Origin of the sequence: Verrucomicrobium spinosum DSM 4136 = JCM 18804, from assembly GCF_000172155.1 — a bacterium.
In the GTDB taxonomy this organism is placed as follows: domain Bacteria; phylum Verrucomicrobiota; class Verrucomicrobiia; order Verrucomicrobiales; family Verrucomicrobiaceae; genus Verrucomicrobium; species Verrucomicrobium spinosum.
The window spans coordinates 6,777,869-6,802,361 of the sequence record NZ_ABIZ01000001.1; the positions used below are offsets into that span (position 1 = coordinate 6,777,869).

Below are 24,493 nucleotides of genomic sequence, written 5' to 3' on the forward strand. Positions count from 1 at the left end.
TTGGGGTAGAGAGTCAGTAAACACCATTTTCCATGAATGTCTCGTCTTACAATCGCGAGTACGACACCCGAGTTTGTGAACAGGGTTGGATTGGCAGTCCCGCCTGGCTGCGCTGGTCCAACGCGTGTAAAACCTGCCACATGTTTCTCAAAATGCGGACCAAAAACCCGAGTTATGGGGATTTTGATCCTAAAGGAACCCTGCTGTTCAACTGTAAGCAGATCAGCAAGGCCGTCTGGTGCGCGGAGCGCAGCCGGGCAAGTTTGCGCGTATGCCTCGATATACAGCCCTGCAACGTCGTCGTCTAGTGCGCCAGTTTCAATCCAGCGGCCTGACCCTGGCAACTTTTTGCCGGCTTCATTCTTTGAGTGTCTCAAGCCTTTGTGCCTGGCGTCGCCATGTTGAACTTCAGAAGCGCTCCTCTGATCCTGCGCCGCCTCCATGGCTGCCGGTGGAAGTTTCCTCACCTCCGGGGAGCACTGCTGCGGGACTTCCCGGCTTGGATTATCTCATCGAAGCGGGTCTCTGGCGTCTGCACGTCCCTTCAGGCTTTGGCCGCGATGAAGTGGCCGCCCTCCTTGAACTTCTCCATGCCAGGCAGGGAGGTGCCCCATGCTAAGCCTGGGTCCTGCCACCAAAGTCCATTTGCTGGCAGGCGCCACCGACATGCGCCTTGGGTTTGAGGGGCTGCTCGCCCTGGCTTCTGGTCTGTTGCGCGAGGATCCTTTGAGCGGTCACCTCTTTGTCTTTTGCAACAAGCACCGCACCCGTCTCAAGGCCCTCTACTGGGACGGCTCGGGCTTGTGGGTGTGCGCCAAGCGGCTGGAGAAGGGGCGCTTCCACTGGCCGCAGCCCCCAGCGCAAGGAGCTTCACGCAAGGTGGTGCTCACCCAGGCGGAGCTCACTTTGCTGCTGGCGGGCATTGACCTGGAAGGCACCCAACGGAGGGCCTGGCACCGGGTCGGGTGAGGGTGCGGGAAGAGGTGTTTTTTAGGGTTCGCGGTAACAACTTGTTGCAACGAGCCCGCTGCTGGGCATCATGCAGCTCCCGCTGCTCATGCCCGCCACTCCTGCCACCCCGGATCTGCCTGAAGCCCTGTTGCTTTCTTTGGGACCCCGGGAGCGTCTTGCCCTGGAGGAGATCCTGCGTCAGCGCGATGAGCGTATTGCCACCCTGGAACTGGAAGTGCGCCTGCGTGAGGAGCAGTTGCGGCTGGCCCTCATCAAGAAGTACGGTCCCAAAGGCGAGGGCCTCGGCAAAGACCAGGCCCTGCTGCTGGATCTGGAGCCCGGCGTGCAGGAGGCCGAGGTGGCCCTTGAAGTGGGCCTGGCCCTGGCGGACAAGACCCTGCCCGAGGCTGGACGCCTGGAACAGGAGCAGGCCGCCCGGCTCAAAAAGAAAAAGCCCGGCACCCCGCGCTACGCCCAAGTGCATCCTGGGCGGCACGAACTGCCCGCGCATCTGCCGCGGGTGGAAGTCATCCTACCATGCTTGGAAGCGGCGCAAGGCGAACTGGTGGGCTATGAGATCAAGGAAGAGCTCGTCATCAAGCCTGCGGAGTTCTTTGTGCGGGTGCTCAAGCGCGAGAAGCGAGTCATCCAGCTGGGGGACCGTCGCACGGTGGCCACAGCCGCCTCCCCTGGGCGCATCGTCGACAAAGGGCAGCTGGCCAACGAGACGGTGGTGGAGCTGGTGGTGCGCAAGTACGCCGATTATCTGCCGGTGTACCGTCAGCTACAGGGGTGGGAGCGCGATCACAGTGTGACCGTGCGTCAGGCCACGGCGACGCGGGCGGTGATGGCCGCAGGAGCGTTGCTGCAACCTCTGGCGCGGGCCATCGGCCAGGAGCTGCGGCAGGGGCCGCTCATTCAGGCCGATGAGACGAGGCTGCCGGTGCTGCAAGATCTGGGTAAAGGCCGCAACGATGTGGCGTGGTTGTGGCAGTACTCCATCCCCGGAGGGCTGGTGTACTTCGAGTACCAGGACAACCGTGCCCAGGCGGGGGCGAGGGCCTATTTGAAGGACTACGGAGGCATCCTGCAAAGCGACGGCTATGTGGTCTATGACTGTCTGGAGGGGCAGGTGCAGCGGCATGCGGGATGTTTTGCCCACGTGCGACGCAAGTTCGTGGAGGCGTGCCAGGCCGCCCCCAAGGAAGTGCCGTGCGAACCGGGGCTGGCGGTGGTGGCCAGCATCGGCGCGTTGTATGGAGTTGAAGAGCGGGCGCGGGAAAAGCAGTTGAAGGGGCAGGCCCGTCTGGACTACCGGCAGGAGCAGGGTGTGGCGCAAAAGCTCTCCAGCCTCAAGGCGCAGATCCTGGAGGTGCGGGCCAAGGCCCTCCTGCCGCAGAGCCTGCTGGCCAAGGCCTGTGACTATGCGCTCAACCAGTGGGAGAAGCTGGAGGTGTATGCCAGCCACGGGGAGGTGGAGATAGACAACAACTGGTGTGAGAATGCCATGAGGCCGGTGGCGCTGGGGCGCAAGAACTGGCTGCATCTAGGAAGCCACGAGAGCGGGCCCAAAGTAGCGGCGATCCTGACGGTGCTGGCCAGTGCTCAGCGGCTGGGGCTCAACGTGCGGGAGTATCTTGGGGAGGCGCTGGAGACCCTGTGTGACGGTGAGGGGTTCAACATCACGCGCATCGGGGAACTGCTGCCCAGCCGCTGGAAGCCCAAACCTGCGTCAGGGCTCGAACCTGAAGCTATGCCACGGGATTGCTGAACTGCATACGTTCAACTACAGGGTCCGCCAACGCGTCAGCGTATTCTTGTGAATTCAAAATAGCATTTCGAGCAGCAATCAAACTTCGCCTCGTCGCAAACTTCGTAGCATGACGGCTAAATTTGTGTGTCGCACCATGATCGCCATCAGTATCAGTTCCCGTGATCGGATCGTGCCCAAGAATACACCGATCCTTCAGCTGCTGATCCGTCACCTGCTCGCCGTGACGCTCAATGTAATGGGATAGCACAAGACCCGTTTCACCCGCATGCTTGCGCCTCCGTCGGTCCGCTGAGTCGGCCATGTCCGCATCGTAGTCATGGTCAATTTCCTCGTCCGTCTTCACTTGCCCGCTCGCAGGGAAATATGAGAGGTCCAATTGCGCGCCTTTGGGCACATACGGCGCTTTTGGCGGCGGGTCTTCAGCCTTCGACGCTGGATCCGTGCTTTCTGTGGAGGCAGACGCGCCCGCCCCTGTGCTTCCTTTCGGATTGGAGAACGACAGGCGACCAGCGGAAGCTGTCCCGTTCGTCCCATTCACTGAACCAACCGTAGCTCCGTTCACGGAAGCATTGCCCCCGCTAGCCTGCCCGTTCTTCACCATGCGGCGCGCCCCGGAGATCATGTCGCGCACATACGCATCCAGCGCCGCATCGCTCATCATCTTGCCGCCGCTGACCGTGTGCATGATCTTCGCCACATAGTCCTTCAGCGTCTGCCACATCTCTGCTGCCGCGCTGCCGGGCTTGAAGCTCTGGGAACTCATCCGGTCCCCGGTCTGATGCGCCAGCCACTCCAGCGCCAGATCCGCCGGACGGTCCGTCAGCTCAGGGTACTTCTGGCGCAGAGACTGCAGTTCTGCCGCAGGGATCAGGGCACTGGCCTTGTCCCATTTCTTCTGGAACTTGGGCTCCGTTCCCAGCAGCGCATTCACGCCACCGTGACCTACCCGTTCATGCATCACCACACGGGCCACCGCCATGGCCGGCGTCTCACCCTCGCGCACCTCCACCTGGTCGCGCAACACCACCGCCCCGCCCGTCTTGGTATCAATGAAGCCCTCGGCCGTCTCGATGCCTGCCCATTCATCCGGCTGATAGTCCGCCTCACCCGGACGGCCGTCCTTGCCATCCAGCTCCTGGCGGTTGCCCACGATGAGCAGGCTGTCCGTGAGCCCGGCCGCCTCAGGCAGCGTGCGCAGCCGCTTCAGCGCCTCATCCACCTCCGCCTGGGTCACCCCGGTGCGCTGCACCGGATGTGCCCCTGGGGCGGAATCCTCTAAGTTGTTTCCTTGCTGTCGACTGTAGAAGATTTCGTTGGGGTCTGCATCTGGTCCCAGTAGTCTGAATAGTTCACGGCCTGGGTCCTCAGATACTTCTCCTCCTCCGTCAACCTCCGCAGCCTGCCGATGTTCCTGGCTATCCCGCCCACGGTCATGTCCTTCCAGTGCGGATCTTGTAACAAGGGCCCGAGAAAGTGTTGTCGCACCAACTCCGCTGTTTCGGGGGTCCAGTCGCGCCACGAGAGCGTCAAAATCTCCTTGGGATAGCCTTTGCCGGGTAGAATCACGCCAGACTGTATCCGTTGTCTGGTCATAGTGCAAGTCGTCGATATCCAGCCCACGCTGCTTCATTTCTTCGCTCACATACTCAAGCTCCGCCTTGGCCATGAGCTCCACATTGTGTTTGTAGGCCCCCTCCGAGTTGTCACTGCGCCAGCCCGGCACCTCATCGTAGGCGGTCTGCGTGTCTGGATCATAACCCTGAGGGGAGAGGTGTTGGGTAGATCTGTAGCGCAGTGCACTGCTCAGCATCTGTGAAATGCGCCGCCGCCGTGCAATCGGCTTTACACCCATGGGGTCTGGCACAAACTGAAGCCCGTTGTTCCGGGCATAAGTCATGGCAGACTGGTAGACAAGATCTCCCCCCTGCCGGGGCTGACTCGGGTCGTCTGCCCTCATGCTTGATGTGTCCACCCAGACTTTGCCCCTTTGCACAAGCACGTAAGCCTCACCCCCTGCTTCCGCTTGGATGGCAAAGGTGATACCGCTGTGTCCCATGACTCCATATCCCAACTCCTTGACGGTGGCTTCGTTGGGGGTGACCTGATGATGGGCAACAATCTGACCAAGATCCTTGCTCTCTGTTGGTCCCTTGCGCAAGAACCGCCTCCAGTCCTGCGCCAACTCCATGAACCAACTCCCCGGAGTCCGGCTCCCCTGACTGAAGCTCAAGCGCGGTTGCACCGCCCCGCCCGTCACCGCCGTGGCCTCCACACCGGCCGCAGCTTGCCCTTCGCCTGCCGCACCCAGCCCGCCCGACCCCTGGAGCGTCCCCTCCGCGGTGATGCCCCCTGCCCCGGCCTGCACGGGGGCTTGCGCACTGGCTCCCGCCGCCAGCGTCGCCTGCTGCGGCGATGCTGCCGTTTCCCCCGGCTCACGCAGGGCCTGTCCCAGCGGCGTACCGTGTGATTCCGTCTTACCTTTCCCATCCCGCCAGTTCGCCACCTTCATCACCGTGCCCGTCATCAGCATGGTCACAAACAGCGACGCCACATCCTCCACCGAGGGCAGATGAAACTCCTCCCCGTCAAAGAGGTAGTGCAGCGCAGCCGAGCCCCCTTCCTCCAGCACCTCCGCATGCAGGCCGTCCACATTGGCCCGTGCCAGCATCTTCTGCACCGCCTCCAGCTTCTTGCCGGGGTTCGCCTTCGCAATGGCCAGGAACAGCGCGTGCTTGCCCAGCTGGGCCTTCATCGGCTCAGAGAGGCCCCGCATGGCCTGTTTCACAGCCTGCTCCCCACCCAGGGCGCTGAAGACACTCCCCAGTTTCTCGGAAGTATTTTCCATGAACTGATACCGGAACGCCTTCCCAAACGCCGACCACACCGAACCCGGCCGCTCCGTGGCATCGATGTGCGCCACATACTGGTCCAGGTCATTCTGCGTCACTTGCACCCCTTGGGTGCCCAGATCCGTCACCGTGCGGTCCAGCACGCGGGAGAGCGTGCCCGTCGCCGTCTGCGCGGCCACGCTCGCCGCCCCGGCCAGCCCACGCACCACCAGGCTCTTGCCCGCCTTCCGCTCTGCCAAACGCAACAGGGCATCGCGTTCCGCCCCGCGGGCAAACTTCTTCAAATAGACATAGACCGCCTCCAATCAAAAGCCGTTTCCGCAATATCGGGCAGAAGACGGACCCGAATTGCCACTGCGCATCAGATGCTCACAAAGCTCATAGGCATGGCGATCCTGATCTCAATGCCTCTCAACTGCCACCTGCCACGGTGTTTCCCTCTTCAGGCCCGGTCTCTGCACCCAAATTTTCCGCCGCCACTCTGAACTCGCGCAGGGTCTCCTCATTTTTGAATTCCACGACAACAGCCTCCCCATCGATGACCCGCTCAACGATGCTTTTCGCCTCCGTAAGCGAGACCCCCGCAAGCCTCTTCACTTCAGACACCAAGGATACTACTTTGGCACCATATCTAACGCCAGTTATTTGGATTTTGTTCATAGTCCTGTCTCGAGTTTGATCGGTCGCGGAATGTGCGCCAGCCCTCTCCCGGCCTTGGCACCTGTAGTACGTTTTCCACCTTGAATCACAACAAACTTTTTCCCGGCTTCTCTACCTAGAGCCTTTGCCACCTCCATTACCTCAGACATGCTGCCATCGCCTTCGATGTGTGCCCCGGCCATCACAAATGAGTCCCCTTCCAACTTGGCAGTAAAAATGAATCTCGCCTCCCCTCTCCGCACAGGAATCCTGCCTGAGATTTCATTTCCCTCCCTTTCAACGATCTCAATAATGGAACTTTTATACTCAACTTCGAGGTTGTTTCCATTCCCTTCCTTTTCTTGAGCGATCGTGGCGGACTCGCGCGCATCATTTATACTGAGCCCAGAATCATTTTGATCCTCATGATCATCGGAAGACTCTTGTTGGATATTTTTGCGAGGTGAGCTGTTATGTTCGGCACTCGCCCCATCACCGGTTGAGAACGACAGGCGACCAGCGGAAGCTGTCCCGTTCACCCCATTCACTGAACCAACCGTAGCTCCGTTCACGGAAGCATTGCCCCCGCTAGCCTGCCCGTTCTTCACCATGCGGCGCGCCCCGGAGATCATGTCGCGCACATACGCATCCAGCGCCGCATCGCTCATCATCTTGCCGCCGCTGGCCGTGTGCATGATCTTCGCCACATAGTCCTTCAGCGTCTGCCACATCTCTGCCGCCGCGCTGCCGGGCTTGAAGCTCTGGGAACTCATCCGGTCCCCGGTCTGATGCGCCAGCCACTCCAGCGCCAGATCCGCCGGACGGTCCGTCAGCTCAGGGTACTTCTGGCGCAGGGACTGCAGTTCTGCCGCAGGGATCAGGGCACTGGCTCTGTCCCATTTCTTCTGATACTCCGGCTCCGTCTTCAGCAGCGCATTCACCCCGCCGTGTCCCACCCGCTCATGCATCACCACGCGGGCCACCGCCATGGCCGGCGTCTCACCCTCGCGCACCTCCACCTGGTCGCGCAACACCACCGCCCCGCCCGTCTTGGTATCAATGAAGCCCTCGGCCGTCTCGATGCCCGCCCATTCATCCGGCTGATAGTCCGCCTCACCGGGACGGCCGTCCTTGCCATCCAGCTCCTGGCGGTTGCCCACGATGAGCAGGCTGTCCGTGAGCCCGGCCGCCTCAGGCAGCGTGCGCAGCCGCTTCAGCGCCTCATCCACCTCCGCCTGGGTCACCCCGGTGCGCTGCACCGGATGTGCCGCCTCGGTGGAACTCTCTAGGTTGTTTCCTTGTTGCTGGCTGTAGAAGATTTCCTTTGGGTTTCCTTCTGTTCCCAATACTCTGTATAAAGTACTGCTTGGGTCACCAGATAGTTTTCCTGCTCCGTTAGACTCCTGATGAATCCTATGTTCCACACCACTCCCAATAGTGGCCGATCCTTCCACCTCGGATTTTGCGACAAGGGCCCGAGAAAGTGTTGCCGCACTAACTCCGCTGTCTCCGGGGTCCAATCCCGCCACGAGAGCTCTAAAATCTCCTTCGGATAACCTTTGCCACTGAACTGTCCCATCGGCACCTTTCTTTCGTTGCAGCACCGTATCGCTGGCAGGGTCATATTGCAAGTCCTCCAGCAGCACCAACGGGGGCGGCTCCGGCCAGGGCGGGAGCGTCTCGCCATTCCGTTTGGCATCCTTCTCCGCTTTCTTTTGCCGTGCCTCCCGCAGACTGGGCACTGCCGCCATCTGTTCCCCCACCCACTTCAACTCCTCCCGGATCAGCAGCTCAAGGTTGTGCTGATAGTCCTCAGGAGTCTGCTCCTCGCGCCATTGATCTGCCACCAGGTCCTTCGTGACCTTATCAGGGGTGGTTGCGGAATACGCAGGGCTCACCGGTGAAAGATGCTTGGTGGTGCCGTGACGCAGCGCACTGGAGAGCATGTGACTCACCCTTCGGCGCAAGGCCTTTTTGGTCACTGAACGTGGATCGGGCGAGAACTGCAGACCATTGTTGAGTGCGTAGGTCATCGCAGCTTGATAGACCAGATCTCCCCCTTTGAGCTCCTGCTCCTGATTGTTGCCTTCGCCCGTTGCAGCCTTGCCCTGGACTCCCTGGGTGTCCACCCACACCTTGTTGCCTTCCACGTTGAGGACGGCTTCTCCTCCTGAGGCCAGAACAATCGTGTGGGCCTTACTAACACCGGGGCGCACGCGAACAGCCTTATCCAGGCGCGCTTCTCCCGGTTTCAAGGAGTAATGAGCCAACACCTCTTCCAGGCCCTTCGCATCCGTTTTTGAACCTCGCCGGAAGCGCCCTTCCAGCGCCGCAAGATTCACGAACCGATCCACCAACCGGTGCCCTCCGCTCCCCTGACTGAAGCTCAAGCGCGGCTGCACCGCCCCGCCCGTCACCGCCGTGGCCTCCACACCGGCCGCAGCTTGCCCTTCGGCTGCCGCACCCAGCCCGCCCGACCCCTGGAGCGTCCCCTCCGCGGTGATGCCCCCTGCCCCGGCCTGCACGGGGGCTTGCGCACTGGCTCCCGCCGCCAGCGTCGCCTGCTGCGGCGATGCTGCCGTTTCCCCCGGCTCACGCAGGGCCTGTCCCAGCGGCGTACCGTGTGATTCCGTCTTACCTTTCCCATCCCGCCAGTTCGCCACCTTCATCACCGTGCCCGTCATCAGCATGGTCACAAACAGCGACGCCACATCCTCCACCGAGGGCAGATGAAACTCCTCCCCGTCAAAGAGGTAGTGCAGCGCAGCCGAGCCCCCTTCCTCCAGCACCTCCGCATGCAGGCCGTCCACATTGGCCCGTGCCAGCATCTTCTGCACCGCCTCCAGCTTCTTGCCGGGGTTCGCCTTCGCAATGGCCAGGAACAGCGCGTGCTTGCCCAGCTGGGCCTTCATCGGCTCAGAGAGTCCCCGCATGGCCTGTTTCACAGCCTGCTCCCCACCCAGGGCGCTGAAGACACTCCCCAGTTTCTCGGAAGTATTTTCCATGAACTGGTACCGGAACGCCTTCCCAAACGCCGACCACACCGAACCCGGCCGCTCCGTGGCATCGATGTGCGCAACATACTGGTCCAGGTCATTCTGCGTCACTTGCACCCCTTGGGTGCCCAGATCCGTCACCGTGCGGTCCAGCACGCGGGAGAGCGTGCCCGTCGCCGTCTGCGCGGCCACGCTCGCCGCCCCGGCCAGACCACGCACCACCAGGCTCTTGCCCGCCTTCCGCTCTGCCAAACGCAACAGGGCATCGCGTTCCGCCCCGCGGGCAAACTTCTTCAAATAGACATAGACCGCCTCCTTCCCCAGCTTGGTCACGGCCTTGCGCGTCGCCGTGGCCACCCCGGCGGTGGTCAGCATCTCGATGCCGATGGAGGCAGACTCCGCCGCCATGTCCAGCGTCGTAGCCAGCCAGGTGTTGGGACGCCCCATCTCGATGAGCGTCTCATGCAGCATCTGCAGCTCCTCCTGGCTCACCTCCTCCCCTCTCTCCAGGCGGCGCGCAATCAGCACCATGGGCGCCATGATGCGCACAGAGTACAGCCCACCCAGGATCGGCGTCTTGCTCAACCAGGTGTCTGGATTGCTCGCCAGTTCTTTGATAGGCCGCGGCAACTTGCTCGCCGCCTGCAACAGCGCACGGTGCTTCACCAGCGTCTTGGTTGCGTCATCGAACCCGTAGGGCTCCAGCAGGTCATCCTCCTGCTTGTCGATCTCGGCAATCTGCGCCTGCAGAGCCTGATACTCCTTGTCCTCGTGTTGATCCGCCTCCTTCTCCTCTTGGCTGAGTACCCTCACTGATTTGGGTGAGTGATTGCCACCACTGTAGCGGGCTTTTCTCACCTCCGCTGGGTCGGCAAAGCGTTTGTCATAGACAATCTGCCGTGTCCCGTTCTCTAACACAATCTCAGCCGCTGGTAGCAGCATTTTACGCAAATACTTCCGTGTGGCAGGCAGGGCCCGCGGATCCCCGCCCTCTCCACTGTTCCAGATTCCCTTGGCACCCAGCATCCGGTCCACGAGGACTGCCTCTGCGTCCTGCTCAATCGCCTCCTGTTCCTTCTGCTCCACAAGCGCCGCAGCTCCGCCACGGTAGCCAGCTGTCTCGAGAAACGAATCGAACCGCCTCACGGAGAGCAGGCTATTCTGCACGTCGTGGTCCGCCTCAGTCGCCTGTTCACGCAGCCTCTCCTGCTCCCGCTCCCCCCAATCTCGCGAGGTCTGCGCCAACTCCAGTAGCAAAGCCTCCATCTCATCATTTGACTTGGTTGAGCCCACTATCTGATCTCTGCGGGCAGCAACAAGCTCAGAGAATGCCTCCCTACGCCTCAGCGACTCCTGCGCCCAAGTTTGATACTTCGCTTCGGTGGCAAGCCGTTTTTTCCGAAGTTCCACCCAGGCCGCAGATTCATTGGCATCGCGACTCTGCGGCACATAGTCCCCCGTCGGCGAAGACGCGAACGCAATGCCATCATGCACACTGGCCGTAAAGCTTCCACTCGCATCCTTCTTCCGGGCCATCATTATATCCGGACTCTCTAAATATACCTCACTATTCCCGGCATGATGCAGAGCAGGGCGCAACATCGCAGCATCTCGGAGCATAAACTCCCCCCCTGTCCCCCGCTCAGCGATCTTGTTGGTTCCCGCAACCATGTCACCGCCCGGACTGATGACAACCCCCCCTTTTTTATCATTGATGCCTTTGATCACTGAGCGACGATCTTGGTCTCTCTCCAGGGCCTTGCGGAGCAGGTCCTGATGTCGCACTTCTTGGATGATGAAGTCAAGCATTTCCTTCTCCGAGACATCGGAGCGCCCCATGCGCTTTTGCACCCAGGCTGGCTTCAGCGCTGGGTAGTCTTTCGCAACCATCCCCACATCCTGACCCAGATCCACGGCGAGGTACGCGATGTTGAGGCTCTGATAATATTTCGCATCCCTCTCTGAGGAAGTCGGAGGCGCGACGTTCCCCGGACCACCTGCTGGCTCGCTGACTGCCCCCAGAGCAAGAAGCACCTTACTTATTTCCTCCCTCTGTTGTTGCCGCTGGGCCTCGGCCCCCGACTTTGGCCTTCCTCCCTGGAGCTCGTCAGCACCTGCAACGCCTGGCGGGCTGTCATTGGCACTGGTCTCATCAGTGTGGAGGGCTTCGTCGTTCTCCTGGGCCCTATTCCCTGTCGGGGGTGGTGACAAGAAGGACCGCTCCTCCTTCTCCGGTCCGGCTTCCGCCACAGGTTTGGTCTGGCTGGCTACCACCTCTTTTGCTTCCGTCATGTCAATTCAGGTTTGATATTTCTCTGTCGCATCCTGCACCGCCGGAGAGCCTTCCCGGCCAGGCCCACCACGGGCACAATTCGACGCCAATTTTTCCTGAAACTCCAGTCATGCCCGCAAGCTCGGACGTCATGCCCAGGTCTCCGCTCTGTCCCTGAGCAGCCTCGCCCCCGCTGCCAGCACCGCCTGCGCCCCGGCATGCCGCTGCTCCACCACTGTCATTTCATCGATCCATTTCTCCACCTCCTTCGTGGTGATGGGCCGCCCCAGGGTGGAGGCATAGTGGTCCAGCCCGCGCATGAGGTTGAAGGCCTGCCAGGAGGACTCCAGCTTGCCCGCCGCCGGTCTCGCCCTCGGCGCGAGGGACTCGCCCCCGGACTGGAAGCTCCCTGGTTGGTACTTGCCCGGGTCCAGTGAGGTGCCTCCACCCAGCTCCTCCGCAGCAGCATGAGGCGCTAGATTCAGGAAACCACTCTCATGCATGAGGTGGATCTGCCGCATGCCCAGGTGCAGGGATCCGCCCGTACCCGGAGGCTGCTGGCTCACGGAGTCCAGACGGGAGGAAAGCAGGCTCCCCACCGGATCCGGCAGCATGGCCAGATCCGCACGCAGACGCTGGAACTCCGCCTCACGCCCGGGCATGAGGCCCATCTCATCACTCTGCATCACCCGCATGTACACGTCCGGCAGGCGCAGAATGCTCTCGTCCGGCTGGGTCACCATGGGGCCAATCTCTTCCACAGTGGTCCGTGGCCGTCTGGCTCTGTTTGTAGGCAGACGGGTTTTCGACGGGGAACTCACTTCATCCGCGCGCCAAAATGATTGACATGCGCACTACCCGAACTATGTTCCCTCTGCCTCATAGGTGAAGTGCATCTTTCTTAAGACCCTATGTGTGAGCAGCCCTGGAGCTTTAGATGCAAGCTCGCGCGTGAGAGACCGTGCAGTATGGGCCAAAAGGTGGCTGGCTTGCTGGCAACCTGCACTCCTGGCTTTGGGCTTTCGGGTTCGAGGTCAGGGGTGCGAATTCCCTTGTAGGGTGCCTGGTCAAGAGGAACTCGCCATGCTCTTCAGGAGCGGCTCCGCCTGCCTCAGCAGCTTCTGCTCGTTGTACACTGGCGTCCACCACCAGGGCATCCCGGGCCTTCTGTTCCCCTCTGTCATCGCATAAATTGCGACTCAAACCCGGATTTGTCAAACGGCGAAGCAACCCTTCCCCTTTCAGGAATTGAGTTGTGTATTAGTTATTTCCCTTTTCTCCGCATTGTTCGTCTCGCTAGCTCCCGCTTCATTGGCGGCCATACGCTCCTGCTCTCTCAGACGATCACGCCGATAAATTTCAAACAGGTAGCTGTTCTCGTCCACGGAGGCCCAGCCCCGCCCCCACCTATCATCGCCGTACCTAAACATTGAGCTACGATACGAGTAGGATATGCACTCGCGATTTTGAATGATCCGGCCCAACTTAAGAGCCTCGTTCAAGGGCTCACATGCCATGGCTGGATCGGCAGCCGCCGACCTGAGTATCTGCAAGCTTTTACGCAACCACCCTAGCAGCCGGTGCATCGCCGCGTTGTATTCGCGCTGTTGAATTCTCTTGCGATCTCTTAACTGGGCCATTTCCACACCAATTTCCGTCATCATCCCCGGCAACCAATTCTTTACCTTCTCCCGTGCCTCGGCCTTGCGGGCGAAGGGCGGATACTCATCTTCCTTCCCCTTTCCACACCAGATGTTGGCCGCCTGGAGAAAGACCAACGACGCGGGCTTGCATCGATCCAGCGCGGCCAGGAGCAGTCGCTCCTGAAGCTGCAGACACTCGGCAAAGGACGTCTTCTGCCCTTTGAGCTGCCAGCGCCGGTGCATGATCGAGGCCCATGCTGCGTCAATGAGCTCCACCCCCACTCTCTTGGCCAGCCGCTCTTCAGTAAACCGCCCATCCCACCGTGGATACACCACCATGAGGCGCATCCGCACCGCATCCACCCCCAGCGTGATGTGCGCGGGCACACCGCCCGCCTCCGCCTCCTCCTCAGTGAAGTACTCGGCCAGCCCCACCCCGAGCTTCTTCAGGAGCGGCTCCGCCTGACGCAGCAGCTTCTGCCCAGGCTCCTGCTGGTTGTACACCGGCGTCCACCACCAGGGCATCCCGGGCCTTCTGTTCCCCTCTGTCATCGCATAAACTGCGGCTTAAACCCAGATTTGTCAAACAGCGAAGCAACCCTTCCCCTTTCAGGAATTGAGTTGTGTATTTGTTATTTCCGTTTCCTTCGCATTGTTCGCCTCGCTAGCTCGTGCCTCACTGGCGGCCATACGCTCCTGCTCTCTCAGACGATCACGCCGGTAAATTTCAAACAGGTAGCTGTTCTCGTCCACGGAGGCCCAGCCCCGCGCACAGCCATCTTCGCCGTACCTAAACATACTGCTGCGATACGAATAGTATGTGTATTCGCGATTTTGGATCACCCGCCCTAGCTTGAGAGCCTCGGTTATCGGTTTGCATGTCGTAGCGGGATCCGCGGCCACAGCTCTCAGTAGTTGCAGGCATTTACTCAGCCAACCAAGAAGACGGTGCATTGCTGCATCATACTCTCGCTGCTCAATTTTTTTGGACCGCCTCACCTCTACCATCTCAAGACCAATTTCCAACATCATCCCCGGTAACCAATTATGAACCTTCTCCCGTGCCTCGGCCTTGCGGGCGAAGGGGGGATACTCATCCTCCTTCCCCTTTCCACACCAGATGTTGGCCGCCTGGAGAAAGACCAACGATGCGGGCTTGCAACGATCCAGCGCGGCCAGCAGCAGTCGCTCCTGAAGCTGCAGATACTCGGCAAAGGACGTCTTCTGCCCTTTGAGCTCCCAGCGCCGGTGCATGATCGAGGCCCATGCTGCATCGATCAACTCCACCCCCACTCTCTTGGCCAGCCGCTCTTCGGTAAAGCGTCCATCCCACCGTGGATACACCACCATGAGACGCATCCGCGCCGCATCCACCCCCAGGGTGATGTGCGCGGGCACACCGCCCGCCTCCGCCTCCTCCTCAGTGAAGTACTCGGCCAGCTCCACCCCGAGCTTCTTCAGGAGCGGCTCCGCCTGACGCAGCAGCTTCTGCCCAGGCTCCTGCTGGTTGTACACCGGCGTCCACCACCAGGGCATCCCGGGCCTTCTGTTCCCCTCTGTCATCGCATAAATTGCGACTCAATTCCGATTTTGTCAATCGGCAGAGCAACCCTTCCTCTTCAGGAACTGGCTTGCGCATTTGTTATTTCCCTTTCCTCTGGATTGTTCGCCTCGCTAGCTCTTGCCTCATTGGCGGCCATCCGCTCCTGCTCTCTCAGACGGTCGCGCCGATAAACTTCAAACAGGTAGCTATTCTCATCCACAGAGGCCCAGCCTCGCCCGCCGTTGTCGTCGCCGTACCTAAACATGCTGCTGCGATACGGATCGAGAATGTATTCTCCATTCTGAATCATTCTTCCCAGTCTTAGCGCCTCTGTTATGGGTTCACATGCCATGACAGGATCTGCCGCTGCAACTCTCAGCAGTTGCAGGCATTTGCGCAGCCAAGCTCGCAAACGATGCATCACCGCGTTGAAGTCCCGCTGCTCTATCTTCTTGAATCTCCTCACATCCACCATCTCCCGTGCAATTTCCGTCATCATGCCCGGCAGCCAGTTCTTTACCTTCTCCCGTGCCTCGGCCTTGCGGGCGAAGGGTGGATACTCATCTTCTTTCCCGCAACCACACCAGATGTTTGCTGCCTGGAGAAAGACCAACGACGCGGGCTTGCAACGATCCAGCGCTGCCAGCAGCAATCGCTCCTGAAGTTGAATGTACTCGGCAAAAGTTGTCTTCCGCCCTTTGAGCTGCCAGCGCCGGTGCATGATCGAGGCCCACGCGGCATCAATGAGCTCCACCCCCACTCTCTTGGCCAGCCGCTCTTCAGTAAACCGCCCATCCCACCGTGGATACACCACCATGAGGCGCATCCGCACCGCATCCACCCCCAGAGTGATGTGCGCAGGCACTCCGTCAGCCTCCGCCTCCTCCTCAGTAAAGTACTCGGCCAGCTCCACCCCGAGCTTCTTCAGGAGAGGCTCCGCCTGACGCAGCAGCTTCTGCCCTCGCTCTTGCTCGTTGTACACTGGCGTCCACCACCAGGGCATCCCGGGCCTTCTGTTCCCCTATGTCATCGCATAAACTGCGGCTTAAACCCCCGTCTGTCAAACGGCGGAACAACCCTTCCCGTTCAGGAACCGGTTGGCGCATTTGTTATTTCCCTTTTCTCCGCATTGTTCGTCTCGCTGGTCTTTGCTTCATTGGCGGCCATCCGCTCCTGCTCTCTCAGACGATCACGCCGATAAATTTCAAACAGGTAGCTGTTCTCGTCCACGGAGGCCCAGCCTCTCCCACAGCCATCTTCGCCGTACCTAAACATACTGCTGCGATACGGATCGAGAATGTATTCTCCATTCTGAATCATTCTTCCCAGTCTTAGAGCCTCTGCTATTGGTTCACATGCCATGACCGGATTTGCCGCTGCAACTCTCAGCAGTTGCAGGCATTTGCGCAGCCAAGCTCGCAAACGATTCATCACCGCGTTGAAGTCCCGCTGCTCTATCTTCTTAAATCTCTTCACATCCACCATCTCCCGTGCAATTTCCAACATCATCCCCGGCAACCAATTCTTTACCTTCTCCCGTGCCTCGGCCTTGCGGGCGAAGGGGGGATACTCATCTTCCTTCCCCTTTCCACACCAGATGTTGGCCGCCTGGAGAAAGACCAACGCCGCGGGCTTGCATCGATCCAGCGCGGCCAGCAGCAGCCGCTCCTGAAGCTGCAGATACTCGGCAAAGGACGTCTTCTGCCCTTTGAGCTCCCAGCGCCGGTGCATGATCGAGGCCCATGCCGCATCGATCAACTCCACCCCCACTCTCTTGGCCAGCCGCTCTTCGGTAAAGCGTCCATCCCACCGTGGATACACCACCATGAGGCGCATCCGCGCCGCATCCACCCCCAGGGTGATGTGCGCGGGCACACCGTCAGCCTCCGCCTCCTCCTCAGTGAAGTACTCGGCCAACTCCACCCCGAGCTTCTTCAGGAGCGGCTCCGCCTGCCGCAGCAGCTTCTGCCCAGGCTCCTGCTGGTTGTACACCGGCGTCCACCACCAGGGCATCCCGGGCCTTCTGTTCCCCTCTGTCATCGCATAAATTGCGACCCAATCCCGGATTTGTCAAACGGCGGAACAACTCCTCCCCTTCAGGAACTGGTTGTCGCATTTGTTATTTCCCTTTTCTCCGCATTGTTCGTCTCGCTGGTCTTTGCTTCATTGGCGGCCATCCGCTCCTGCTCTCTCAGCTTTTTCCGTCGGTAGTTTTGGAACAAATAGCTGTTCTCATCCACGGAGGCCCAGCCCCGCGCACAGCCATCTTCGCCGTACCTAAACATACTGCTGCGATACGAATAGTATGTGTATTCGCGATTTTGGATCACCCGCCCCAGCTTGAGAGCCTCGGTTATCGGTTTGCATGTCGTAGCGGGATCCGCGGCCACAGCTCTCAGTAGTTGCAGGCATTTACTCAGCCAACCAAGAAGACGGTGCATTGCTGCATTGTACTCTCGCTGCTCAATTTTTTCGGACCGCCTCACCTCTACCATCTCAAGACCAATTTCCAACATCATCCCCGGTAACCAATTATGAACCTTCTCCCGTGCCTCGGCCTTGCGGGCGAAGGGGGGATACTCATCCTCCTTCCCCTTTCCACACCAGATGTTGGCCGCCTGGAGAAAGACCAACGATGCTGGCTTGCAACGATCCAGCGCGGCCAGCAGCAGTCGCTCCTGATGCTGCAGATACTCGGCAAAGGACGTCTTCTTCCCTTTGATCTCCCAGCGCCGGTGCATGATCGAGGCCCATGCTGCATCGATCAACTCCACCCCCACTCTCTTGGCCAGCCGCTCTTCGGTAAAGCGTCCATCCCACCGTGGATACACCACCATGAGGCGCATCCGCGCCGCATCCACCCCCAGGGTGATGTGCGCGGGCACACCGTCAGCCTCCGCCTCCTCCTCAGTGAAGTACTCGGCCAACTCCACCCCGAGCTTCTTCAGGAGCGGCTCCGCCTGACGCAGCAGCTTCTGCCCAGGCTCCTGCTGGTTGTACACCGGCGTCCACCACCAGGGCATCCCGGGCCTTCTGTTCCCCTCTGTCATCGCATAAACTGCGGCTTAAACCCCCGTCCGTCAAACAGGGACCACAGACAGATGCATGTTACTCCCGGACCTTGATGATCTTGGCACCATCGAGCCCGTCTTTGAGGATTCTCTGACTGGAGAGCGTTTCCTGCACCGGGCCATGGGGGGTGTTTATTGCATTCGCGGAGGTGAACACGGCGTGGATGTCGCCATTGACATAACATCTGACATAGATCCGCGCCCCTTTGTGCTCCAGGATAAGATCGTAGTCCGCTACGGTCTACACCATCGCCGGCAGAGACAGGGATTTCTCCGGCTTCAATATTCTGGGGCCCGTCTTGTAGCTGTCTGTCACCGCATGAGAAGCCACCAGATGCTTCGCCCTCGTTCTCAAGCCGTCCTTCTCCCGCCCCTCCGGATGCGCCAGCAGGATGCGCCCCGTCCCAGGGGCATCTACCACGGGATGATCCCGCAGGAACTGCTCTGCCTGATCGATCAGGGCCTGGTCTGCGAGATTCGCATCCAGCACGGGCAGCGAGTCCTTGGCCCTGGGCAGATGCTTCTTCACCTTGTCGAACACGGCCCCTGCCTTCAATTCCGGTGGCAGCGGTGTCTTCTGGTTCTGATGCCACTCCGTCACCTTCTCGGGACTGAGGATGTAGCTCTGCGCACTGCTGTAGAGCATCCCGCGCTGGGGCGGTAACTTCGCACCGAACTTGTTGATCCACAAAGCCGACCTCACATTGCTCTCATAGAGCAGTTCTGTGGTAAACAAGCGTCGTACATCCTCCTTCTCCATCCCCACCAGCCCACTCACCTGATGCTCCACCGCCCCTGAGCGGGTACGATGCAACAACACCTCCGCCAGCACGGGCCGCCCATCCTCCAGATACGGCGTGAGCACGCGCACGCTGTAGGGCGGGGTTCGAGGTCCAAACACGGCGATCGGCCGCAGCAGGTGATCCAGCAGCGCCTGTTTCTCCTCCGGGTTGAGCTTCAGCCGGTCCATGTCGGCAAAGACCTTGGGCAGCACGGCCAGCGGCGCCCCGCCCGGTGCCCCCGCAGCGGTGAGCACGGTGGGCTGTACGCCAGTGAGGACCACAGGCCCATCCGGCACGGCAGCCTGGGCCACCTGATCCTGGAAACCACGCACGCCCTCCCCGGTGGGGGTGAAGAGCCCGGCCATGTCTGGCGCACTCTCCGGCACCTCCAGGCGCAGCATGGCTGGCGGGGGACCGTCTCCCCAGGAAGGGGCTCCGTAGTACTCTGTGGCCTCTGCATCCCACGGGGAGGGGGAGATATCGCGCCCCTCCAGAATGGCCTCCGTATCCCGGATGGCTTGGTTCAGCAGCGGGCTGGCGTTCTCCGGCCGCGCGGCCAGCTTCTTCAGCCCCCGCAGGGCCTTGCGCATCCAGTCCCGCAGGCGGCGCATGGTGCGGGCAAAGACATGCTCAGAGATGCGCCCGCCCTCCCGCATCTGGATGAGCTGACGCGCCAGTTCGGTGACCATGCCGCTCAGGCCACCGTCCACCGCGGCCCGTGCCTGCTCATAGCTGGTGTAGAGCGGCCCGGTCTGCGTGCGCCCCTGGCCGTGATAGATGTTCACCGTATTGAGCAGCGCCTCCCGCCCTGCCTCGGTGAGCTCCAGCTCCTCCAGGATGCGCCCCTCCTCATGCCTCAGATGCTCCTGGAAGCTGCGCCCCTGGGGATCGCGCCGCCACTGCTCCCGCAGGGCCGCAATCCACGCGGCATGGATGAGCTCCTCCCGCGTGATGGCTGCCGCCAGCGCGGCCGTGGTGCCGGGCTCCAGCCGCGGGCGCACCACCACCAGGCGCCGGCCATCCCGTGAGACGCCCACGGAGATGTGCCCGGGGATGCCGCGCGCGGCGGCCTCCGCCTCCGTGTGAATTTCCTCGATCCCCAGCCCCAGGTGCTGGAAGAGCGCGGAGGAGGCCTCGAAGGCCTGCTCAAAGTACTGGGCCGCCTTCTCCCGCGAGGCCGGAGCCGCCTGCCCCGTGCTGCCAGCCCCCTCTGGGGCCGGAGCCGCCCCCTGCGGATCCCCTGCCTGGGATGGCGCTCCGGACATCTCTTGCGAAACAACAGACTGAGCTTGCCCCTGATTCTGATTCTGCCCCTGATTCCCCGGCTGACCATCCGGCTGCGACTGCGGCTGCGGCTTGCGCTTGAGCTCGATCTCTGCCGTCACTCCCGGCCCGAGGTAGGCCGCGTAGTCCTGCGCACGATCCCGTGCAAAGTCCTCCACCCCTTCGTTCAGGGTGTGGAATCCGGCCAGCATCTCACCGGAAGCATCCCGCAGGGTCACGATGGCATCCGCCTCATTCCAATGCGGCACACCGTACCCCAGATACTCACCGATGTTGTCCGAGAGTGCAGCCTCACGCAGCGCAGCCGACGCCGCGGCAGGATCTGCGGTGCCAGCGATGGTGCCCACCAGATCCAGATCTGCCACCACCAGATGGCCGTCGAACGCCTCCACATGCAGACTGGGAAACTCCCTGCCCAGAGCCTGCGCCAGCGGCGCAGCCTCGTCCCCCAGGTACTCGTGAAACGCCGGCTTGCGCCCCGCGGCCACCGCCGCGATCTCTGCCGGCGCTATGCGCTGCCGCCAGGCTTCGGCAACGGGGGAAGAAACTTCGGCCGGAAGCCCTGCGTAAACTTCCTGGAAGCTTCTTGATGCTGCATCTCCAGCTCCTCGGGCGTCAACACCCGGCCGCTCACGCTGCCAGTCTTGGGGTCGAAGGCGAGGCTGACCGCTTCGCCCTGATCGAGCGCCTTCTTCAGATGGGCGGGTAGAGCCATGATGTTCATTTTCGTTTTCAAGGTTTGAATTGTCAACCGGGTCCAGGGGGAACGCCCCCATCATTTCCTGCGCCGCTGGCTGGATCACCCCGCCCACACGTCCTTCACGTTGGAGCTTGTCATTCCGGGCCGTGCGACGAAACACGGCATTGAAAAACGTGGCATACCCCGTCATCACCCCGCCCATCTTGGAGCGGATCACATCGGTCATGACCTGGCGGGATCCCCGTGCCTTCCAGCTTTCGGGCAGCGCCTGGTCCATCTTGGGCTTGCCTGCCCAGTAGGAGATCGCAAAGTGGGACCACGCCTCCTGCACATCCTCATCCAGCAGCTGCGCATCGTCCGGCGTGCGAAAGATCCTGTCTCCAGATATCGCCTCATAAGAGCGCAGCCGGGAGAACATCCACCCCTTTCAGCATGATACCACACGTCTCCTCTAAAGGTGCCTGGCATCTGAATTTCGCTGGGAAGAACTACAAATCCCTTTTGTTTCATGTAGTTACGCAACTCTGTCAGCGAAGGGTGAACACCTGAAGCAATCGGCTGTCTGGTTACAATCGCAGGATAGGGAGAATAGCGAGTCTTGGTCGCTCCAACCAGGACAATTTCGTCTCCAAAAATCGCATTTTGCAGGTCAAGACGCACCAGATAGTCGGAAGGCAAGGCATCACGCAACTCAAGCTTACCCTTGGCGGCATCCGCCCCTTGATCCACCACAAATCCATAGCGATGACCATGTGTATGCTTGTTCACCTCGCCAGCCCCAGCATCATGATAGACATGATGCTCACCACCTTGTCCTAGGGCTCTTCCTTGGAGCTGGATTGGGTCGCCGAGCTTTTCGAGGAATCGGATTTGTCGATCCAAAGCAAAGGATCGGTGCGTGCGACGATCCCAGCCTGGACCTGCTCTTTGAAGCTCTCTTCGGAAACTTTCGACGATGCTCTCCAAGCTTTCCTGATCAGTTCTGGATCCGTTTCGTATTGCATCTGATTTTTGTAAAATAGTTGTTAGAGCACCTTCCGCAAATGAATTGTCCGCGGGTATAGAAAACTGGAGCCGGGCATCCCGCCCATCCTTTTCCTGACGCCTGGCTGGACCAGGCATCTGCGGCATCTTCTCCACCAGGTCTCGCAGCCGTCGGTACTCCTGCTCATCGGTCTGACCAAGAATAAGGTCGATGGGGTGGATGACGCCGGCTTCCGTTCGGATGAAGTTGTCCGGCTTGGCATCGCTGGCATAGATGTCCAGGTGCTCGTGCACATACCCTTCATCCGCCACCTTGAGAAACCCCTTCGCCCGCATGTAAGTCTGGATCTCCGCTGCATTCGGGTGGGGAGACGCTTCCTGTACATCATACCACGGCTGGGTTGTCACCAGGCGCGGCAGGCTTTCCCCAGGAAGCTGGGTCAGGCCTGCGACAGCGACGTCGTCATCAAAGAGGATGTTGGTCCAGGCCAGACGGCGCAGATAGGTCTGGATGTTCCCACCCCAGCCAAATTCACCCGGCCTGGTGAGCTTGATGGCGAGGTTGGAAGGCCGGTGGTGATACACATCGTGCTCAGCCCCCCGGAACTTCCTGAGCGAGGCTATGCCTCCTTCGAGAGTTTCCGCATGGACTCGCGGTAAGCCAGGGCTCTCGTGGCGGGATCGTCGCTCTGGTCCTCCAGGTACCCGGCCTGCTTCTTCATGGCGGCGAGCTTGCGCTCCCACGGCACTGCGGCGGACGCTCTCAAGCGCTCGTCCAGGGTTGCGATCTTGATGGGCACGGGCGGTATCATTTCCATGAGTAAGAAGTATATCAGGATTATGGGGGGAGGCAAGACGGATCACCTCGGGCAGGGGGCTGCGTACCTCCAGCTCCGCGGCGCGCCGGTCGAGCTCTGCCGTGAGCTGGCTGGCGGTGCGGCCGTCCAGCGCCGCCTCGCGCGCCTGGCGCGATCAGGTCATTGAGTTCAAGGTCAAACTTGGCCTCGCCAGAGTACAGGCTCAGAAGGCGGGTCAGGGCATCTCTCATGGCCTGCCACATCCGCTGCGCCAGGCCCGGCTCCTGCCCGTTGAGCTGGGCCACCACGGCAGGTGCCTCACCGGCTTCGATCTGCCGCGCCATCCACTCCAGTGCCAGCTCCGGCGGCTGCTCCTCCAGGTGCGCGTACCCTGGCTCGTCAAGGATGGCGTCCAGTTCCGCCTGCGGGATGGCCCCCATCAGTTTGTTCCAGCGGGCGGCAAAGTCCGCATCCGTCTCAAGCAGGAAGTTCACGCCCTCGTGGCCCATGCGCTCGTGCACCAGCACCCTTCCCACCGCCGCCAGCGGCGTCTCACCAGGACGCTGCTCCACCTGCCCCAGGAACAGCAGCGTGCGCTTCGTGTGCCGGTCAAAGAGCGCCTCCGCCCCCTCCATGCTTGCTATCTCCGCATCGCTGTAGTCCTCCCCATAGGAGGAGGCCGCCAGGTCCGCGGGAGTGTCAAAGGCTAGAACCCGCTGGTGCAGCAGCGCAGGCAGGTGCTGGCGGATGGTATCCAGCGCCCCACGGGCTTCCGGAGCGGCAACAAGCGCCCCCGTGCCTTGCGCACGAGACTGGGCCAATCCATCAGATCGCCTGCGGGATGGGAGCACAAAACGGCCCTGCTCCACCGGCGTGTCCACCCCTTCCGACGGCCCCAGCGAGAAGCTCGTGGCTTGACTTGCACCCTCTCTGGTGGCACCTTCTCCCTGTCGCCCAGGAGTATAAACCTGCGCTGTGTTGGACTCGACGCCAGCAGGCGATGTCACCCAGGCTGTTCGAAAGGATAGCCTGGGTTTGTTCCTTTTGGAGGATTCAAAGATCCGCTCCGCCACCACCACGGTTCCATCGGGGAACTTCTTGGAGTAGTTCACCTTCGTGCGGTTGGCCTTGGTCGATGGAGTGACCTTGATGCTATCGGGATCATCCAGCGTTTCCAGCAGACGCGGAATGTCCTGCGCGGTCAGCGCCCGCTGCCCCATGCGATGCTCCACCTCAGCATCGCCATGTTTGTTGAAGGCATGGCGAATCTTCAGCGCCGTCACTTCATGCTGCATTCCTGTCACATCGGGCCCGCCCTGCTTGAGAATCTCCGCGGCCTCCGCGTCCGATGCAGCCCTGATTTCAAACACCCCCTGAAATTGAGCGTCACCCACAGCATTGCCTGCGAATGTGGCAAACTCCTCGCGATGACCTTCTGGCAGAGGTCCCAATGAATAGCTGGGGCGGCCCCGGCCATCCAGACTTTCCTTGACTTTGAGGTCCAGAGTGGGATATTCCCTTGCCCAGACAGCGGGGTCCTGTGCTTGCCAGTTGCCCGTCGTTACTGGCGGGAGTGCAGGCAAGCTATTCTGCACTCCCTCCTTGATATCTGGACCTGCGTAGAGCAGATGCATCCCAGCAATGTCCTCGCCTCAGCAGGTGATTGTGAGGTGGCCCGTACTACCGAGGTGCAATGCAACAACATGCGCCTGCAACGACGGTGATTTTGGCATCGCGATAGTGAACAACCAAGAAATCCTCCCTCAGCGTTGGCCGGGAAAGGAGTGAGGCGAGCCCCCGGTGTTTACGCTCCGGTGGTTGAGACGGGCGATCAACCCTTCCGGACTTTCGGTCTGTTATTCCAAATGCAGAGCAAGCACCTCCGCCGCCAGGGCCCAAGCCAGAAAACGATGACCGCAAAGAAGAAAGTCTTGGCCGGTTCAGTCAAAGATCACATCTTGAGGCAAGTCAGGCGGCTCGCCTTCGTGTTTGGCTGTGAGGTGAAGACCAAGTTCCGTCGCTGCATATTGGCAAGTACTCATGATACCATCGAAATGTCGTGAGGCGGTGGCGAGATGCGCCTCAAGTGGCTCCCTAAACTCTGCATTGCCCAGCAATTGCAGGGACCTCAACTCTTCAAAGGGACCACATTCCATGGTGAGAGTAAGCTGCTCGTTTAGTCTTTTGAGAGTGAGCGTCGTGATCATG

At 60.7% G+C, this 24,493-nt stretch carries 17 protein-coding genes and 1 pseudogene; 4 read left to right on the forward strand and 14 right to left on the reverse strand.

The window, feature by feature from the left end; translation table 11 throughout:
- Positions 1-32 precede the first annotated feature (32 nt).
- The 4 genes from VSP_RS43225 to VSP_RS27445 all read left to right on the forward strand — a co-directional run bounded on the left by VSP_RS43225 (position 33) and on the right by VSP_RS27445 (position 2,722).
- Positions 33-308 carry a hypothetical protein gene (locus VSP_RS43225; protein WP_198141452.1) on the forward strand — a complete coding sequence of 92 codons (276 nt, stop codon included), beginning with the start codon at positions 33-35 and terminating at the stop codon, positions 306-308.
- Positions 272-619 carry an IS66 family insertion sequence element accessory protein TnpA gene (gene tnpA / locus VSP_RS44040; RefSeq protein ID WP_075090741.1) on the forward strand — a complete coding sequence of 116 codons (348 nt, stop codon included), beginning with the start codon at positions 272-274 and terminating at the stop codon, positions 617-619. Before VSP_RS43225 ends, tnpA begins: the two co-directional genes overlap by 37 nt.
- Positions 613-969 carry an IS66 family insertion sequence element accessory protein TnpB gene (gene tnpB, locus VSP_RS27440; protein WP_009960173.1) on the forward strand — a complete coding sequence of 119 codons (357 nt, stop codon included), beginning with the start codon at positions 613-615 and terminating at the stop codon, positions 967-969. The genes tnpA and tnpB overlap by 7 nt, the downstream gene beginning before the upstream one ends.
- A gap of 217 nt (positions 970-1,186) precedes the next feature.
- Positions 1,187-2,722, forward strand: a complete 1,536-nt coding sequence (locus tag VSP_RS27445; protein ID WP_076611853.1) for an IS66-like element ISVsp4 family transposase — start codon at positions 1,187-1,189, stop codon at positions 2,720-2,722.
- Here the strand turns inward: VSP_RS27445 and VSP_RS27450 are convergent.
- From VSP_RS27450 to VSP_RS27535, 14 genes and pseudogenes are all read right to left on the reverse strand, one after another.
- Complete coding sequence (locus VSP_RS27450) at positions 2,703-5,858, reverse strand: hypothetical protein (protein ID WP_232289515.1); 3,156 nt, start codon at positions 5,856-5,858, stop codon at positions 2,703-2,705. The genes VSP_RS27445 and VSP_RS27450 overlap by 20 nt on opposite strands.
- Positions 5,859-5,985: 127 nt before the next feature.
- Entirely contained in the window at positions 5,986-6,234 is a 249-nt protein-coding gene (locus VSP_RS27455) for a hypothetical protein (protein ID WP_029190808.1), read from the reverse strand.
- On the reverse strand, positions 6,231-11,501 hold the full coding sequence (locus tag VSP_RS43490; RefSeq protein WP_009964776.1) for a hypothetical protein: 5,271 nt from the start codon (positions 11,499-11,501) through the stop codon (positions 6,231-6,233). The genes VSP_RS27455 and VSP_RS43490 overlap by 4 nt, the downstream gene beginning before the upstream one ends.
- Before the next feature lie 129 nt (positions 11,502-11,630).
- The gene (locus tag VSP_RS27465; protein WP_009964778.1) at positions 11,631-12,224 is read right to left on the reverse strand and encodes a hypothetical protein; all 594 of its coding nucleotides are present in this window, start codon (positions 12,222-12,224) and stop codon (positions 11,631-11,633) included.
- A 498-nt stretch (positions 12,225-12,722) separates the two neighbouring features.
- Positions 12,723-13,676, reverse strand: coding sequence for a hypothetical protein (locus VSP_RS27475; protein WP_009964781.1), 954 nt, complete (start codon positions 13,674-13,676; stop codon positions 12,723-12,725).
- A gap of 57 nt (positions 13,677-13,733) precedes the next feature.
- Positions 13,734-14,687: a hypothetical protein gene (locus tag VSP_RS27480; RefSeq protein WP_009964783.1), complete on the reverse strand. Its 954-nt coding sequence runs from the start codon at positions 14,685-14,687 to the stop codon at positions 13,734-13,736.
- Positions 14,688-14,743: 56 nt separating this feature from the next.
- Positions 14,744-15,670 carry a hypothetical protein gene (locus VSP_RS27485; RefSeq protein ID WP_029190810.1) on the reverse strand — a complete coding sequence of 309 codons (927 nt, stop codon included), beginning with the start codon at positions 15,668-15,670 and terminating at the stop codon, positions 14,744-14,746.
- An 83-nt stretch (positions 15,671-15,753) separates the two neighbouring features.
- Positions 15,754-16,707: a hypothetical protein gene (locus VSP_RS27490; RefSeq protein ID WP_009964786.1), complete on the reverse strand. Its 954-nt coding sequence runs from the start codon at positions 16,705-16,707 to the stop codon at positions 15,754-15,756.
- Between the two features lie 56 nt (positions 16,708-16,763).
- The gene (locus VSP_RS27495; RefSeq protein ID WP_009964787.1) at positions 16,764-17,717 is read right to left on the reverse strand and encodes a hypothetical protein; all 954 of its coding nucleotides are present in this window, start codon (positions 17,715-17,717) and stop codon (positions 16,764-16,766) included.
- A gap of 262 nt (positions 17,718-17,979) precedes the next feature.
- Positions 17,980-20,922 (reverse strand): hypothetical protein, encoded by a 2,943-nt coding sequence (locus VSP_RS43495; protein ID WP_009964789.1) that lies wholly within the window; start codon positions 20,920-20,922, stop codon positions 17,980-17,982.
- Between the two features lie 779 nt (positions 20,923-21,701).
- Positions 21,702-22,112: pseudogene (locus VSP_RS43500) on the reverse strand (putative polyvalent protein kinase domain-containing protein); the annotation flags it as partial.
- On the reverse strand, positions 22,109-22,306 hold the full coding sequence (locus VSP_RS27525) for a hypothetical protein (protein WP_009964793.1): 198 nt from the start codon (positions 22,304-22,306) through the stop codon (positions 22,109-22,111). The pseudogene VSP_RS43500 and the gene VSP_RS27525, both read right to left, overlap by 4 nt.
- Positions 22,307-22,326: 20 nt before the next feature.
- Positions 22,327-23,919 carry a PBECR3 domain-containing polyvalent protein gene (locus VSP_RS27530; RefSeq protein ID WP_009964794.1) on the reverse strand — a complete coding sequence of 531 codons (1,593 nt, stop codon included), beginning with the start codon at positions 23,917-23,919 and terminating at the stop codon, positions 22,327-22,329.
- 306 nt (positions 23,920-24,225) lie between these two features.
- Positions 24,226-24,492, reverse strand: a complete 267-nt coding sequence (locus VSP_RS27535) for a hypothetical protein (RefSeq protein ID WP_009964795.1) — start codon at positions 24,490-24,492, stop codon at positions 24,226-24,228.
- Position 24,493 lies beyond the last annotated feature (1 nt).